The sequence below is a fragment of the Lactobacillus sp. ESL0785 genome (assembly GCF_029395455.1).
GTDB lineage: Bacteria > Bacillota > Bacilli > Lactobacillales > Lactobacillaceae > Lactobacillus.
Genome location: NZ_CP113916.1, coordinates 178,706 through 195,550 on the forward strand (window position 1 = coordinate 178,706; position 16,845 = coordinate 195,550).

Annotated in this window: 14 protein-coding genes and 2 pseudogenes; 15 read left to right on the forward strand and 1 reads right to left on the reverse strand. The window is 38.1% G+C overall.

Annotation, left to right across the window (positions count from 1 at the left end; translation table 11 throughout):
• Positions 1-2 precede the first annotated feature (2 nt).
• The 11 genes and pseudogenes from OZY43_RS00900 (at position 3) to OZY43_RS00950 (ending at position 10,995) form a co-directional block, all read left to right on the forward strand.
• On the forward strand, positions 3-1,379 hold the full coding sequence (locus OZY43_RS00900; protein WP_277165092.1) for an acetyl-CoA carboxylase biotin carboxylase subunit: 1,377 nt from the start codon (positions 3-5) through the stop codon (positions 1,377-1,379).
• The gene (locus tag OZY43_RS00905; RefSeq protein WP_277165094.1) at positions 1,379-2,218 is read left to right on the forward strand and encodes an acetyl-CoA carboxylase carboxyltransferase subunit beta; all 840 of its coding nucleotides are present in this window, start codon (positions 1,379-1,381) and stop codon (positions 2,216-2,218) included. The genes OZY43_RS00900 and OZY43_RS00905 overlap by 1 nt, the downstream gene beginning before the upstream one ends.
• The gene (accA, locus tag OZY43_RS00910) at positions 2,218-2,988 is read left to right on the forward strand and encodes a carboxyltransferase subunit alpha (protein WP_277165096.1); all 771 of its coding nucleotides are present in this window, start codon (positions 2,218-2,220) and stop codon (positions 2,986-2,988) included. Before OZY43_RS00905 ends, accA begins: the two co-directional genes overlap by 1 nt.
• 224 nt (positions 2,989-3,212) lie before the next feature.
• Positions 3,213-3,851: pseudogene (locus OZY43_RS00915) on the forward strand (transporter substrate-binding domain-containing protein); the annotation flags it as partial.
• An 87-nt stretch (positions 3,852-3,938) separates the two neighbouring features.
• Positions 3,939-5,291: pseudogene (locus tag OZY43_RS00920) on the forward strand (amino acid ABC transporter substrate-binding protein/permease); the annotation flags it as partial.
• Positions 5,288-6,025: an amino acid ABC transporter ATP-binding protein gene (locus OZY43_RS00925; protein ID WP_277165098.1), complete on the forward strand. Its 738-nt coding sequence runs from the start codon at positions 5,288-5,290 to the stop codon at positions 6,023-6,025. The pseudogene OZY43_RS00920 and the gene OZY43_RS00925, both read left to right, overlap by 4 nt.
• Before the next feature lie 411 nt (positions 6,026-6,436).
• A complete protein-coding gene (locus OZY43_RS00930) occupies positions 6,437-7,630 on the forward strand; it encodes an ABC transporter substrate-binding protein (protein WP_277165100.1) in 1,194 nt (397 codons plus the stop codon).
• Positions 7,631-7,656: 26 nt separating this feature from the next.
• The gene (locus tag OZY43_RS00935; RefSeq protein ID WP_277165102.1) at positions 7,657-8,535 is read left to right on the forward strand and encodes a branched-chain amino acid ABC transporter permease; all 879 of its coding nucleotides are present in this window, start codon (positions 7,657-7,659) and stop codon (positions 8,533-8,535) included.
• An 8-nt stretch (positions 8,536-8,543) separates the two neighbouring features.
• Entirely contained in the window at positions 8,544-9,506 is a 963-nt protein-coding gene (locus OZY43_RS00940; RefSeq protein ID WP_277165104.1) for a branched-chain amino acid ABC transporter permease, read from the forward strand.
• The gene (locus tag OZY43_RS00945; protein ID WP_277165106.1) at positions 9,503-10,285 is read left to right on the forward strand and encodes an ABC transporter ATP-binding protein; all 783 of its coding nucleotides are present in this window, start codon (positions 9,503-9,505) and stop codon (positions 10,283-10,285) included. The genes OZY43_RS00940 and OZY43_RS00945 overlap by 4 nt, the downstream gene beginning before the upstream one ends.
• Positions 10,285-10,995 (forward strand): ABC transporter ATP-binding protein, encoded by a 711-nt coding sequence (locus tag OZY43_RS00950; RefSeq protein ID WP_277165108.1) that lies wholly within the window; start codon positions 10,285-10,287, stop codon positions 10,993-10,995. The genes OZY43_RS00945 and OZY43_RS00950 overlap by 1 nt, the downstream gene beginning before the upstream one ends.
• 60 nt (positions 10,996-11,055) lie before the next feature.
• Here OZY43_RS00950 and OZY43_RS00955 read toward each other — a convergent pair whose 3' ends face one another.
• Positions 11,056-12,240 (reverse strand): nucleoside transporter C-terminal domain-containing protein, encoded by a 1,185-nt coding sequence (locus OZY43_RS00955; protein ID WP_277165110.1) that lies wholly within the window; start codon positions 12,238-12,240, stop codon positions 11,056-11,058.
• A 266-nt stretch (positions 12,241-12,506) separates the two neighbouring features.
• On the opposite strand from OZY43_RS00955, the gene deoC reads away from it, so the two are divergent.
• The 4 genes from deoC (at position 12,507) to OZY43_RS00975 (ending at position 16,839) form a co-directional block, all read left to right on the forward strand.
• Positions 12,507-13,160, forward strand: coding sequence for a deoxyribose-phosphate aldolase (gene deoC, locus OZY43_RS00960; protein WP_277165112.1), 654 nt, complete (start codon positions 12,507-12,509; stop codon positions 13,158-13,160).
• Positions 13,161-13,178: 18 nt separating this feature from the next.
• A complete protein-coding gene (locus OZY43_RS00965; protein WP_277165115.1) occupies positions 13,179-14,366 on the forward strand; it encodes a phosphopentomutase in 1,188 nt (395 codons plus the stop codon).
• A 210-nt stretch (positions 14,367-14,576) separates the two neighbouring features.
• Positions 14,577-15,527 (forward strand): sugar-binding transcriptional regulator, encoded by a 951-nt coding sequence (locus tag OZY43_RS00970; protein ID WP_277165117.1) that lies wholly within the window; start codon positions 14,577-14,579, stop codon positions 15,525-15,527.
• 13 nt (positions 15,528-15,540) lie between these two features.
• Positions 15,541-16,839, forward strand: a complete 1,299-nt coding sequence (locus tag OZY43_RS00975) for a pyrimidine-nucleoside phosphorylase (protein ID WP_277165119.1) — start codon at positions 15,541-15,543, stop codon at positions 16,837-16,839.
• Positions 16,840-16,845: the final 6 nt, after the last annotated feature.

The following is a 16,845-nucleotide window of genomic DNA, read 5'->3' on the forward strand; positions in this document are numbered from 1 at the left end:
AAATGTTTGAAAAAGTATTAATTGCTAATCGCGGTGAGATTGCCATTCGTGTTATTCGGGCTTTACGAGAAATGGGGATTAAATCAGTGGCGGTTTATTCAACAGCTGATAAAAATGCCCAGCACGTCAAAGAAGCTGATGAAGCAGTTTGTATTGGTGGTCCGCAGCCGGCAGATTCTTATTTAAAGATGGAAAACATCGTTAGTGCCGCGATTTTAACTGGTGCAACGGCAATTCATCCGGGATATGGCTTTCTATCAGAAAGTCCAGAATTTGCCCAATTATGTGAAAAATGCCATTTAACTTTTATTGGGCCAAAGTCGGCAACAATTTCATTGATGGGGAATAAGGCAAATGCTCGTGAAGCTATGCGCCAAAATGATGTGCCGGTCATTCCCGGTAGTCAAGGCTTTGTTAAAGATAGTAATGAAGCTTTGCAAGTAGCACGTGAAGTCGGCTTTCCTGTAATGCTTAAAGCAGTTGCTGGTGGCGGTGGCAAAGGAATTAGGCAAGTGGCAAAACCGGAAGATTTGCCTAATGCTTTTGCAGAAGCGCAAGAAGAAGCACGTCTATCTTTTGGCGATGGTCGAATGTATGTGGAAAAGATTATTTCGCCAGCTAAACATATTGAAGTGCAAATTATCGCCGACCAAGCGGGCAATGTTGTTGCTTTGCCAGAGCGTGATTGTTCAATGCAGCGTAACCACCAAAAGGTAATTGAAGAAACACCTTGTTCGCAAATTAATCCTGCTGAACGTACCTATCTGCAAGAAATTGCGATTAAAGCAGTTAAGGCAATTAAATACGAGAATGTAGGTACGATTGAATTTTTAATGGATCCTGACCATCATTTTTATTTTATGGAAATGAATACGCGAATTCAGGTAGAGCATTCAATTACCGAGGAAGTCGCTCACATTGACTTGGTGAAGGCACAGATTAAGATTGCGGCTGGGCTAGATTTGCCGCTGACACAAAAGCAAATCAAGATTCATGGTGCTGCAATTGAAGCTCGGATTAATGCGGAAGATCCAGTAAAGAATTTTTGTCCGCAAGCAGGAACAATTAAGCAGATGTCTTTACCAGGCGGTCTGGGTATTCGGATTGAAAGTGGTGTTAATAGCGGTGATACGGTATCGCCTTTTTATGATTCAATGATTATAAAAATTATTGCTCATGCCGAAAATCGTCCAGTCGCGATTCGACGATTAATTGATGCTTTGAATGAATTTCAAGTTACAGGATTAACCACTAATTGCTCATTTTTGATTAAATTGCTGGAAGATCCAGTTTTTAATGCTGGTAATTATTTGATTACCTATTTAGATCAAACATTCTTACCTAATTACATCAAGCAGGCGCAAAAGGAGGACAAATAATGGTCAAATTTGCGCGTCATCCGAAACAAGCGCTGAAAGATTATGAAGAGAAAATTCCTAAAGGAATTTTTCGTTATTGCAAAAATTGCGGTGCTAAATTTTACTTTACGCGTTCAGGCAAGTACCATGTGTGTCCTAATTGTGGCTATGGCTTTCGTGTGACTGCGCGGCAGCGGTTAAAGATGCTGACTAAGCAGTTTACGGAATGGGATGCTGATTTAGTGACAACTGATCCGTTAAATTTTCCTGGTTATCAAGAAAAATTGACTAAAGCACGTGAACAGACTAAGTTGCAGGATGCTGTCTTAACGGGACAAGCAGAGATTAAAGGAAATCCCGTTGCGTTAGGAATTATGGATCCGGTATTTATCATGGGTAGTCTTGGTACTGCTAACGGTGAACGGATAACTCGTTTATTTGAAAAAGCAACGAAATTAAGTTTACCGGTAATTATGTTTACGGCTTCTGGTGGTGCGCGCATGCAAGAAGGAATTCAGTCGTTGATGCAGATGGCTAAAATTTCGCAAGCTGTTAATGATCATCGTGCGGCTGGTTTACCATATATTGTTGTCATTATGGATCCAACAACTGGTGGGGTAACGGCTAGTTTTGCTTCACAAGCTGATATTATTTTGGCTGAGCCTAAGGCAATGTTAGCCTTTGCTGGGCGGCGTGTTATTGAACAGACAATCCATAAAAAGTTACCACAAGGTTTTCAAAGTGCTGAAAATGCTTATCAAAATGGTTTTGTTGACGCAATTGTCCCACGAAATCAACAAGTAGATCAGTTGGCACAATTGTTGACGATTTTTGCTAACCGAAAGTGGGGCGAAGCTTAATGGCAAATAAGAAGATAGCAGCAATTATGGCTGGCGCTAGACAAGATGATAAGACCGATATGCGTGCGCTAATTAAGCAATTGTTTCCTGACTTTTTTGAAATGCATGGTGATCGCACAGCTGGTGATGATGCAGCAATTGTTGGTGGATTTGCTAGTTTAGATAAACGTGCAGTTTGCGTGATTGCTACAAATAAGGGTAAGGATCTGGACCAGCGGTTAGCAACTAACTTTGGTAGTCCGACACCACAAGGTTACCGTAAAGCATTGCGCATTATGAAAACTGCTGAAAGTCTCAATTGCCCGGTAATTACATTGATTAATACACCGGGAGCATATCCCGGTGCTGATGCAGAAGCTAGTGGTCAAGGTCAGATTTTGGCAAACAATATCAGCGAAATGCTGCAGCTCAAAGTGCCACTTTTGGCAATTATTATTGGTGAAGCTGGTTCTGGTGGGGCCTTGGCCTTGGCCTGCAGTGATCAAGTTTGGGCGCTTGAACATAGTATGTATACTGTGGTTTCGCCGGAAGGTTTTGCTTCAATTATGTGGAAAGATGGTCAGCGTGCTCAAGATGCAGCTAAGTTAATGCATATTGAACCCGAATGGCTTAAGGAAAAAGGCGTGCTTGAACGTGTTTTGCCAGAAAGTGTTCTTGATAATGGGGCGGCAAAATTGCAGCAATTAATTGCTGAACAACTGGTTGATTTTGATCAAGTTGATTTAAAGCAATTATTAGCTAAACGGCATGCTCGTTTCCGTAAATTTTAAAAAATAACAGCGAACTTCATAGTAAATGGAGCTCGTTTTTTAATTTTCTTATTAGATTGAGGACGATAGATATTCAATTGCGATAAATATGGTAAGATAGAAAACATAGTTATACATTTGTTTTTGATTAAATATATAATTTAGTTTTAATTTTGGGAGCGAATTTTATGCACAAACGATTGCAAAAGAGCATTTTTGGGATGCTTATCCTAGGAATGATGTTGATGTGCTTTAGTATTTTTGCCGGGAAGGCAGATGCTAAAACCTATGAAATTGGGACGGATGTAACTTATCCACCATTTGAATTTGCCAATGATAATAATAAGTATATCGGAATTGATATTGATATTATTAATGCGGTTGCTAAAGAAGAAGGTTTTAAAGTTGAAACTAAGCAAGTTGGTTTTAATGGTGCCGTCCAGTCAGTTCAATCCGGACAATTGGATGGAATTATTGCCGGCATGACAATCACGAAGGAGCGACAAGCTAAATTTGACTTTGGGACGCCTTACTTTAAGACTGGTGTGGTAATGGCTGTTGGTAAAAATAGTAAAATCACCAGTTTTAGTGATTTAAAGGGCAAGAAAGTAGCAATTAAAACCGGGACTGCAGCAGCACAGTATGCGACAAGCTTAAAGAAAAAGTACGGTTTTAAGACAGTGACCTTTGATGATTCTGATAATATGTACCAAGATGTATTGACCGGCAATTCTGAAGCCTGTTTTGAAGATCAGCCAGTTATGCAATATGCGATTAATCAGGGCATGAAGCTAAAAATCGTGACTAAGGCAGCGAATACTGGTTGGTATGGTTTTGGTGTTAAAAAAGGTACACATCAAGAATTAATTAAGATGTTTAACGCCGGCTTTGCGAAGATTAAGGCCAATGGTACTTATAATAAGATTGTCGGCAAGTACCTTGGAAGCAAGATGAATCCAGCTTTAAAAGGTAAAACTTTTACAATTGGGACGGATGTAACTTTTCCACCATTTGAATTTGCTAATAATAACAATCAGTACATCGGCATTGATATTGATATTTTGAAGAATATTGCTCAGGAACAGGGCTTCAAGGTTAATATCAAGCCAATGGGCTTTAACGGTTCGCTGCAGGCGCTGGAATCCGGTCAGATTGACGGGATGATTGCTGGAATGTCGATTACACCAGCACGTGCGAAAAAAATAGATTTTTCTGATCCTTACTTTATGTCAGGAGTCGTGATGGCAACTAAAGGTAAAGTTACTAAGTTGTCACAATTACGCGGTAAAAAGGTTGCGATTAAGACCGGTACAGCGGGTGCACAATATGCTAACAGCATTAAGAAAAAGTATGGTTTTAAGACGACAACTTTTGATGATTCAAATAATATGTATCAAGATGTTTTAACTGGTAACTCAGCTGCTTGTTTTGAAGATCAGCCGGTTATGCAGTACGCTATCAAGAAGGGTACTAAGCTGCAGATTGTGACTGCACCAGCAGTTAAGGCACCTTATGCGTTTGCCGTTAAAAAAGGACAAAACAAGGCTTTGCTTGCTGCCTTTAATGCTGGATTAAAGGACCTTAAAGCTAGTGGTACGTATGATGATATTAAGGCTAAATATTTAGGCACAGCTGATAAGAAGGTGGCTAATAACGGTCAAGATAATGAAGATCGTAGTTTTATTGGCTTACTTAAGCAAAATAAAGATGCCTTAGTATCAGGCTTTGCAGAAACGATGTGGTTAACAGTTGTTGCCATCATTTTTGCTACAATTTTTGGTGTTTTGATTGGTTTACTGGGTGTTGTACCTAATAAGTTCTGTAATGGTCTTTCCAGTACCTTAATTTATCTTTTCCGGGGAATGCCACTATTAGTTTTAGCGTTGTTCATTTATACGGGGATTCCAAGTTTAACTGGGCAGAAGATTCCAGCCTTTGTTGCGGGTGTATTAACCTTAACTTTAAATGAAGGTGCTTATATTGCTGCTTTTGTTAAAGGCGGAATTGAAGCTGTTGACTCTGGTCAAATGGAAGCTGCACGTTCATTAGGCTTGCCATTTGGTAAGGCAATGCGCAAAGTTATCTTGCCGCAAGGAATTAAGATTATGGTGCCATCGTTTATTAACCAGTTCATTATTACCTTAAAGGATACGTCAATTCTGTCGATTATTGGAATCTTAGAATTAACACAGACTGGTAAAATTATTATCGCACGTAACTTAGAGGGCTTTAAGGTCTGGACAATTATTGCAATTATTTACCTAATTGTCATTACATTGTTAACTTGGTTATCAAATTGGGTACAAAAGAGGACACGTGTATGAGTGCAAAAATAGAAGTAAAGAACTTAGTTAAAAATTTTGGTAGTAATCATGTTTTAAAAGATATTGATTTAACAGTTGCTGATAATGAAGTAGTGGTCATTATAGGACCGTCTGGTTCTGGTAAAAGTACCTTGCTGCGAACGCTTAACAAGCTTGAAGAACCGACTTCAGGAACAGTAATTGTTGATGGTGTTAATATTGCTGATCCTAAAACTGATATGAATAAGGTGCGTGAGAATATTGGTATGGTTTTTCAGCACTTTAATCTATTTAATAACTTGTCTGTTGGTGAAAATATTATGCTGGCACCAGTTGAACTTAAAAAGTTAGATAAGGCTGCTGCGCGTACCCAAGCTGAAAAATTATTGAAGACAGTTGGATTAGAGGATAAAGTTGATGCGGATGTTAAGTCATTGTCAGGTGGGCAGCAGCAGCGGGTGGCAATTGCACGAGCATTAGCAATGAACCCTGACGTGATGCTGTTTGACGAACCAACTTCAGCACTTGATCCGGAGATGGTTGGCGATGTGCTAGAAGTTATGAAGAAATTAGCCAAAGAGGGGATGACCATGGTTGTGGTTACCCACGAAATGGGCTTTGCTAAAGAAGTTGCTGACCGTGTAGTCTTTGTCGCTGATGGTAAAATTTTGGAGCAGGGTACACCTGCAGCAATCTTTGATCATCCACAAAATCCACGTTTGCAAGACTTTTTGAATAAAGTGTTGAATGTTTAATTTAATAAGATAAAAGTGCCAATCTCTATATGAGGTTGGCACTTTTTGCAATATTTATGATTAAGATATTGTTTTGTGCAAATTATCAGCTTATTTTCTAATTCGGCTTGACACACAATAAATAGTTGCATATAATAGCATATATTAAATATAAATGAAACTTAGAGGAGGTAGTCTTAATGGAAATTAATAATTTGCTTAATAAAAAGATTAAGATGCCTTTTTTATGGATTTTATTAGCCTTGTTCTTGCAGCGCTGGACTTAACTATTCTGATTACTTGATTGTAATCTTACAGGTTAAGCCCTAGTTTGCGTCTTAATGATTGGGGCTTAACTAATAAATAAGTAAAACCTCATTCGTTAAGTTGAATGAGGTTTTTTTAGTTGGTAATTTATAAAGGAGCAATAAAATGAAACGAATTACTAAGCGAATAATGGGTGTGATGTCAGCTGGTGTAATAGCCTTAATGATGACAGGCTGCAGTACGGCTAAGAATGCAAGTAAGGGCACACACCAAGATGCTAAAACTATCAAAATCGGAGTCAACATGGAATTATCTGGTTCGGCAGCTGGTTATGGTAATGCGCAAAAGCAAGGAATTCAATTAGCAGCCGATGAAATTAATAAGGACGGAGGGATTAATGTTAATGGTCATAAAAAGCAAGTTAAGCTGATCATTCGTGATAATAAAACGACAATTGCCACATCCGCATCAGTTGCAGCACAACTGACAACTAAAGATAAAGTTGCAGCGATTGTGGGGCCAGCAACAACCAATGCGGGTACCGCTGAAATTCCTAACATAACTAAAGCCGATGTTCCTAGTGTCAGTCCATCAGCAACGGATCCAGGTTATACGCTGCAAAAGAATGGTAAGGTGCAACCTTATGTTTTCCGGGCATGTTTCCAGAATAATTTTCAGGGAAGTAGTGCTGCTAAGTTTGCAGAAAATCAATTAAAAGCAAAACGGGTTGCTGTTTTTGCGGATAATTCAAGTGACTATGGTACAGGGTTAGCTAAGGCGTTTAAGCAAACATTCAAAGGTAAGATTGTTGATAGCCAAACTTATTCTGAAGGAGATAAGGACTTTAATGCTGTCTTAACGTCATTTAAAGGTAAGAAGATTGATGCTATTTATGTTCCTGGCTACTATACTGAAGCTGGTTTAATTATTAAGCAAGCACGGCAAATGGGGATTAAGGTACCAATTATTGGTAGTGATGGGATGGCTGATCCAAAGCTCGCTCAAATTGCTAGTCCTAAAAATGCTACTAATGTTTATTACACGACACCATTTTCAGTTCATGTTGCAGCTAAAAACCCCACAGCTGTTAAATTTATGAATGCTTATAAAGCTCGCTACCACACAACTGCACCAACATTTTCTGCTTTAGCTTATGATTCAGTTTACATGGTTAAGCAAGCAATCGAAGATGAAAAATCTGATGATTCTGTTAAAATCGCTGCTGGCCTTGCCAAGATTAAGGACTTTGACGGCGTTACCGGTAAGATTACGGTTAATAAGACGCATGATCCAGAGATGCCGATTGCAATTGAACAAATGACCAATGGTAAAGTAAGTAACTCGTTTAGTGTTAAGTAATTATTTTTTAGAAAGGGCGATAAAATTTGCAAACAGTCTTACAGCAAATCATTAACGCGTTGTCATTAGGGTCAATATATGCTTTACTGGCACTTGGTTATAGCATGGTTTATGGCATTATCAAGTTAATCAATTTCGCCCATGGCGATATCTACATGCTTGGTGCCTTTGCGGCTTATTATGTAATTAGTCTATGGCATTTCAATTTTATTACGGCATTACTGACAGCAATGATTGTGGGTGCTGTATCTGGGGTGGTAATAGAGTATTTTGCTTACCGCCCCTTACGTAAGTCGCCGCGGATTGCAGTCTTAATTACGGCAATTGGAGTTTCATTTTTATTAGAAAACGGTATGTCCTATCTTGTAGGGTCTAATGCGCGTAGTTTTCCGCAAGTTATTGAGCAGGTTAACTATCATATTGGTGGCATACTTATTTCTAATATTCAGATTTTAATTTTATTAACGGCATTAATTTTGATGGTATTACTACAATTAATTATTAAGAAAACCAAAATGGGCCGCGCAATGCGGGCAGTTTCTGTTGATCCAGAAGCAGCTGAATTGGTTGGTGTTAACGTCAATCATACAATTTCGTTTACCTTTGCCTTAGGTTCGGCTTTGGCTGGTGCCGGTGGTATTTTAATCGGCATGTATTATAACCAGATTGATCCTTTAATGGGAATGACGCCAGGGATTAAAGCCTTTGTTGCTGCTGTTTTAGGGGGTATTGGTTCAGTTCCTGGAGCTAGCTTAGGTGGCTTTTTAATCGGCATTTTGGAAACTTTCTTCCAATCGATAGGATTATCAGCCTATAAAGACGCAGTTGTTTACCTAGTTTTAATTGTGATTTTGCTCTTTTTACCGGCTGGTATTTTTGGCAAGAACACTGAAGAAAAGGTTTAGGTGGCAGCATGAAAGCAAATTGGAAATATATCTTATCATGGTTAGTTGTGATGATTTTAGGCTTTGGCTTGATCGACGGTCTAATTGCTTGCGGCGTGATTGATGCTTTTATTGAAAACATGCTGGTTACCATTGGGATTAATATTATTTTGGCAACTGGACTTAACCTAATTATTGGTTTTAGTGGGCAGTTTTCACTAGGACATGCTGGTTTTATGGCGATTGGCGCTTATGCGACGGCAATTATTACCCAGTATTGGAGTACAGAATTGGGCTTCATTACGTCACTGTTTGTTGGGATGATTTTAGCAATGATTATTGCTGCGATTATTGGAACAGCAACCTTTATTCGGTTAAAGGGTGACTATTTAGCAATTGCAACGCTAGGGGCTGCCGAAATTATTCGCAATGTGATTAATAATTTAAAAATCACGGGTGGTTCTAGTGGTATGTTTAATATTCCGCAACTGTGTTCATGGCCGACGGTTTACATTTTGGTGTGTATCACGACAGTTATTTTAATGAACTTTATTCGCTCACGCGATGGGCGCGCTATTAAGGCAGTGCGTGAAGATGAAATTGCTGCTTCTGCCATGGGGATTAATACTACTAAGTGGAAATTAGCTGCCTTTGTTTTAGGTGGAGTTACTGCTGCTCTTGCGGGAAGTCTGCATGCTTCCTATTTACAGACGATTGCCCCAAGTGATTTTGGTATTATGGAGTCGATTTCTATCTTAGTAATTGTGGTTTTAGGTGGTGTTGGCAGTATGACAGGTACTTTTTTAGCTGCAATTGTTTTAGGTATTTTAGATACGATCTTACAAAATTTTGGTTCATTAAGAATGGTCATTTATGCAATTGCCTTAATTTTAATTATGATTTTTAAACCATCAGGACTACTTGGCAATTGGGAATTCTCTTTTAAGAATTTATTTGGGCGGTTTACTAAAAAGAAAGAGGTAAGATCATGACGCACTTATTGCAAGTTGATCATGTTGTCCGCAAATTTGGTGGCTTGACCGCAGTTAATGACGTTTCACTGCATCTTGATCAACGTGAGTTGGTAGCTTTAATTGGCCCAAATGGTGCTGGCAAGACAACACTGTTTAATTTGTTAACTGGGATGATTCCTGTGACCAGTGGCAAGATTGTACTGCAAAAGGCGCAACACGCTTATGATTTAACTAAGGAAAGTGCTACTAAGATTGCGGATTTAGGGTTGTCACGTACTTTTCAAAATATTCGCTTATTTAAAGATTTAACTGTGCTGGATAATGTCTTGACAGCGATGACTAATAAGTATCAAGAAGGTTTTCTTACTACGATTTTGCGTTTGCCAGCTTTTTATCAAACAGAACGTGAAATGCGGGTAGCAGCTAGTAAGTTGCTAGCAATTTTTGACTTAACTGCTAATGCTAATACATTAGCCAAAAATTTACCTTACGGTACTCAGCGCCGGCTAGAAATCGTGCGGGCACTAGCAACAAGACCGCAAATTCTATTTTTGGATGAACCAGCGGCAGGGATGAATCCAGAAGAGACAGCAGATTTAACGCAATTAATTAAGTATGTTCAAGAAAAATTTGAAATTACGGTTTTATTAATTGAACATGATATGTCACTAGTTATGAATTTAGCACAACGTATTTATGTTTTGGATCAAGGACAAATTTTAGCAGCAGGTGCACCAGCTGAAATCAAAGCAAATCCGCAAGTAATTGAGGCTTACTTGGGAGAAGGTGACGCATAATGACAATGCTAGAAGTAAAAAATCTATCAGTTAATTACGGCGTCATTCAAGCTGTTAAAGGCGTTAACTTTAAAATTAATCAAGGCGAAATCGTCACCTTGATTGGAGCTAATGGTGCGGGTAAATCAACAATTGTTAAAACAATATCAGGTTTACTTAAACCTAAAACTGGTGAAATTATTTATCAAGGTAAAGAAATTCAACATAAGCAGGCTCCACAAATTGTTGCTGCTGGCATTTCACAAGTAGCTGAAGGACGACATATTTTTGCTGGCATGACAGTAATGGAAAACTTGCAGATGGGAGCTTTTTTAGCGAAAAATCATGATGAAGTTAGTCGTAGTTATACAGAAATTTTTGCCCGCTTTCCCATTTTGAAAAAGCGTAAAAATCAAGATGCAGCTACACTTTCTGGTGGTGAGCAGCAGATGTTAGCTATGGGACGTGCATTGATGGCGCAACCAAAGTTACTGCTTCTGGATGAACCTTCAATGGGTCTATCACCATTATTTATTCAAGAAATTTTTACGATTATTAAGGAATTAAATCAAAAAGGAACAACAATTTTACTGATTGAACAAAATGCTAAACAAGCGTTGGCAATTGCTGATCGTGGTTATGTATTAGCAACTGGTAACATTCAGCTATCGGGTACTGGGTCGGAGTTATTAGCTAATCCAGATGTACAGCGTGTTTACTTTGGGGGTTAATTGTTAAACCAAAACAGGCATTCACATTTATTGTGAATGCCTGTTTTGATGCTTTAGGAATTAAAAGTAAAGTCCAACAATTGTTCCGGTTAAGATTGAGGCTAAAGTAGCCCCCAATAATAATTTCATTGAGAATTTAGAAACAAAAGTACCAGCTTTTTGATTGATTGATCTGATTGAACCGGTAATAATTCCAATTACACTGAAGTTAGCAAAAGATACTAAATAGGAAGAGATAATTGCGTTGGCTTTAGGTGAAAGAGTAGCAGCTATCTTGTTTAATTCACCCAGAGCGACGAATTCGTTAGTTAAAATCTTGGTTGCCATTAGACTACCTACCTTAGTAATATCCTTCATTGGTACACCCATGATAAAGGCGATTGGTGAGAAAAGATAACCCAAAAAGTTGGTAAAACTAATGTGAAAAATAATGGCAAAGGTATTGTTCAAAAAGGTAATTAACGCAACGAACCCAATCAGCATAGCAGCAACAGTTACAGCTAATTTGAAGCCGTCTTGAATGTAGTTGCCAATAACTTGGAAGAAAGGTTCTTTTTCCATGCCTGTTTCAATTTTAATACTTGCTGCATCAGTTACATCGTAAGGATTAACAATGCAGGAAACAATCAAGGCTGAAAGAATGTTGAGAAAGACTGCAGTAACAACAAACTTACCAGGTACTAGCTGCATGTATGAAGCTAGTACAGCAGCTGAGACCGCACTCATCGCTGAAGCACAAATGGTGTAGAGCCGTTTTTCATCGAGTTTAGGAATAGTATCTTTAATGGTTAAGAAAACTTCTGGTTGTCCTAAAATTGCAGTTGAAACAGCGAAGTAACTTTCCAATTCGCCCATACCAGCTAATTTATTAAGGATAAAACCGGTCCACTTAATAATAAATGGCAAAATTTTGAGGTAATTTAAAATACCAACAAGAGCTGAAATAAAAACAATGGGCATTAAAACATTTAAAAAGAAGACGGAAGCTCCCTTTTGAATGACTAAACCGCCAAAGACAAAGTTAACACCGCCAGCGGCTTGAACCATTAGCCAACTAAAGAAGCTGGAAATAGCGCCCATAGTGCTGACACCGCCAGAAGTCTTGAGGCAAAGAAAAGAAATAATCAGCTGCAAAACAAACATAGCGCCCATTTTTTTAAACTTGATGTGTTTACGGTCGTTACTGACAAGCCAGCCGATAGCGAAGACGAACGCTAAGCCCGTTAATAAAAATAAAAATTGCATAATTAGACCTACTTATAATTTAAAAATATTAATTACTACTATATAAATTAATTATTGAATTGGCTGAACCCTCTTGTTTAACAAGCGCTTTCAGTAATCGCTAATAAGATTAACATGTTTTTTATCATTTGTAAATAATTTAAATGAAATAATGTTCACTATTAGAAAGAGTAAGGCAATAAGCAAGGCTTAATACTTATGTTCAATTAAAACATTTACATTTGATAAAAATGAGTTATACTTTAAGCACAAGGAGGTTGTTAAATATGGATAAAACAACATTAGCAAAATATTTAGATCATACACTTTTGAAGCCAAATGCAACTAAGAAGGACATCGTACAAATTTGTAACGAGGCTAAGCAATATAATACTGCTTCAGTTTGTGTTAATTCTTACTGGGCAAAATTGGTTAGTGAAGAATTAAAGGGTACAGATGTTAATACCTGCTGTGTAGTTGGTTTCCCTCTTGGAGCAATGAGCAGCAAAGCTAAGGCTTTTGAAGCTACTGAAGCTATTAAAGCCGGTGCTGAAGAAATCGACATGGTAATTAACGTTGGTGAATTAATTGGCGGCAATGATGATGCAGTCTTGGCTGATATTAAGGCTGTCGTAGATGCTGTTCATGCTGAAAATAAATTATTAAAGGTTATTATTGAAACTTCATTCTTAAACAAGGATCAAAAGATTCGTGCTTGTGAACTTTCTGAAAAAGCCGGTGCTGACTTTGTTAAAACCTCAACTGGTTTTAGCTCAGCCGGTGCTAAGGTTGAAGATGTTAAATTAATGCGGGAAACTGTTGGTGATCGTTTAGGCGTTAAGGCCTCAGGTGGCATTCACTCTTACGATGAAGCAATAGCAATGATTGATGCTGGTGCAAATCGTTTAGGTGTTAGTGCAACAATTCAAATTTTATCTTAATTTTACGAGGCTTAAAAAATGAAGTATAAGCGTATTTTTGGGTTAGTAATGGACTCAATTGGTACTGGAGAAGCTCCGGATGCGGCAGACTTTAATGATGTTGGTGCAGATACTCTAGGTCATATTGGTGAATATTTTAAAGGCGGGTTAAAGTTGCCCAATTTTGCTAAGCTGGGTTTGTCTAACTTACGTGAAACTCCAATTGAAGGTGTTCCTGCGGTTAAGCAGCCGGTTGGTCATTTTGGCAAAATGAAAGAAATTTCTGTTGGTAAAGATAGTCTTGATGGCCACTGGGAAATGATGGAAATGCCGGTAATGCAAGAATTAAGTTTCTTCCCTAATGGCTTTCCTGATGATTTATTAGATAAAATTTCTAAATTTTCTGGACGCAAAATTGTCGGTAATCGGCCAGAATCAGGCACCAAGATTATTGAAGAACTTGGCGAACACCAAATGCAAACTGGCGATTTAATTATCTATACTTCTGGTGATTCTGTTTTACAAATTGCTGCTCATGAAGATGTCATTCCAGTTGAAGAACTATACCGGATTTCACGTTATGCGAGAAGTTTAGTAAATGGACCAGAATATCGTGTTGGGCGCATTATTGCTCGACCATATGTTGGCAATGGTAAGGGTCACTTTACAAGAACTGCTAATCGACACGACTTTACCTTAGAGCCAACAGGTAAGTCTGTGTTAGATCATTTGCAAAATGCTGGTTACAAGACGATTGCTGTTGGTAAAACAATGGATATTTTTTCAGGTCACGGTATTGATGAAAGTTATCATAATGAAAGCAACATGGATGGAATGGATCATGTTGACCATGTAATGAAAGAAGACTTTACTGGTTTTTGTTTCATTAATTTAGTTGATTTTGATGCCATGTATGGTCACCGCCGCAATACTGCAGGTGATGGTCAAGCTTTGATGGATCTTGATAAGCGTCTAGGAACAGTTATGAGCAACATGAACGATGATGATTTATTAATCATTACCGCTGACCATGGTAATGACCCAACTTATAAGGGTACGGATCACACTAGAGAATATGTACCGTTACTTGCCTATTCACCAAGTATGACTAATCCTGGTAGCTTAGGTATTCGTGATACCTTTTCTGATTTTGGTGCTACTGTTTTGGATAACTTTGGCGTTGAAGGTAATAGTATTGGAACTAGCTTCTTAGCTGATTTAAAGTAAATAAATAATTTGAGTAATTCTTTGCAATAAGTTTAATTACTTAAAATAGCAAAAGCATTTAACCTGAATAAAGAACATCATATTTTAATATAATTATTAACTTGTAACTAGAATATGTTAAACTTGTTTAAGAATAGTATCTATATTATAAATGAAGAATAAATAACAAGTTTTTGTGAAATATAGATCCAATTATATTGGAGACATCAAATGGCTGAAAAATATGATAGAAAAAAGTTGGCATTAAGTGCGACTGCTGCAAGGCTTTATTATGAAGATGATCTGGGTCAATCAGAAATTGCTCAGCATTTAGGTATATCGCGTCCGACAGTCTCACGATTACTTAAGTTAGCCCGTGAATCTGGGATTGTTAGAATTGAAATTTGTAATCCATTTATTGGTACGGAAGACCTAAGTGAACAATTATCTACTGAATTTAAGAAAAAGATTATGGTTGTTCCCAATAATTTTAACGGTGAATTAACTGCTGTTAAAGGCGTTGGTGCCTATGCTGCACAGTATTTAAGCGATCTAATTAAGCCTCATGATATTGTTGGTCTTGGCTGGGGCAGAACAATTCATATGGTAACATCTAATTTTAAAAAGCGGACGGTTCCTGATGTTAAAATTGTCCAACTTAAGGGTGGCGATAACATTAATAGTAAGGAAACTTACGCTAATGAAAGTGTGACTGACCTGGCTAATGCATTAGGGGCAAGTGCACATTTTCTGCCATTACCGCCATTTTTTGACGATAAATTGACTAAGGAAATTGTTGAACAAGATCGCTTTATTCGGGATACGCTTAAATTAGGTCGTAAAGCAAATATTGCAATGTATAGTGTTGGTACAGTTAGAAAAGATGCCTTGTTGTTCCAATTAGGATATTTTAGTAAGACGCAAAAAGCAGCTTTACAACAAGATGCTGTTGGTGACATTGTTTCCCGTTTTATTGACCATAATGGTAAAATCGTCGATCCTAAGCTAAATGAAAAAACAGTTGGGATTGGCCTAAATGATTTGAAGAAAAAGCAACATTCAATTTTAGTTGCTAGTGGTATTTTAAAGGCACCAGTGGTCTATGCTGTGATCAAGGCAGGCTATGCTAATGAATTTATTTTAGATCAAGCAATTGCACAGGAATTACTCACCTATAAATAATGAGGTGAATGCCATGAGAATGGTAGATATAATTGATAAGAAGAGAAATGGTCATGAATTAACTGACGAAGAAATTCAATTCTTTGTTGATGGCGTAGTTAGTGGCGCAATACCAGACTATCAAACCAGTGCTTTGTTAATGGCTATTTATTTTAACAATATGACAGACCATGAACGGTCGACTTTGACTTTGGACATGATGAATTCAGGTGATCATTTAGATTTATCCGGAATTCCTGGGATCAAGGTTGATAAGCACTCAACTGGTGGTGTTGGCGATAAGGTAAGTTTACCGTTGGCTGCAATGGTTGCGGCAACTGGCATCCCAGTCCCAATGATTTCTGGTCGCGGACTTGGGCACACTGGCGGTACGTTAGATAAGCTAGAGGCAATTCCAGGTTATCAAGTAGAGATCAGCGAACAAGCTTTTATTGATCAAGTTAAGAAAGAAAAATTAGCAATCATTGGTGCTACAGGTAATATTGCACCAGCAGACAAGAAGATTTATGCTTTGCGGGATGTGACTGATACTGTTGATTCAATTCCGTTAATTGCCAGTTCAATTATGAGTAAAAAAATCGCATCAGGAACTGATGCGCTGGTAATTGATGTTAAAACCGGTTCTGGTGCCTTTATGAAGACCTTGCCAGAGTCTGAAGAATTGGCACATGCCTTAGTAGAAATTGGTAAGGGTGTCGGCATGAAGTGCATGGCACTGATTTCTGATATGAACCAACCTTTAGGTAATAAAGTTGGTAATACATTAGAAATTGAAGAAACGCTTGATGTACTTAAAGGCAAGGGTCCGAAAGATTTAGTTGATCTAGTACTCACACTTGGTAGTCATATGGTTGTTTTAGGTGAAAAAGCCAAGACAATTGAAGAAGCTCGGCAATTGCTTGAACAAACGATTATTGATGGTTCTGCTCTTGATCGCTTTAAGGCAATGGTAATTGCTCAGGGTGGCAATAGTAAGGTAATTGATGACTACAGCATTATGCCGCACGCCCAATATCAGATTGAATTGCCAGCATTAGAAAGTGGCTATTTAGCACAATTAGCTGCAGATGAAGTTGGCATTGCCAGTATGAAGCTTGGTGGCGGCCGTGAAAAGGCTGATGATCAACTTGATTATGGTGTTGGTATTGAGCTTAACAAGAAGGTCGGCGACAAGGTTGAAAAAGGTGAATCTTTGCTGACAATTCATGCTAACCGCAAAGATGTTGCTGATATTAAGGCTCTGCTTTATAACTGTATTAAGATTGCAGATGAGGCTAAGCCTTACCCCATGATTTATAAAGTAATTGAATAATTAAAT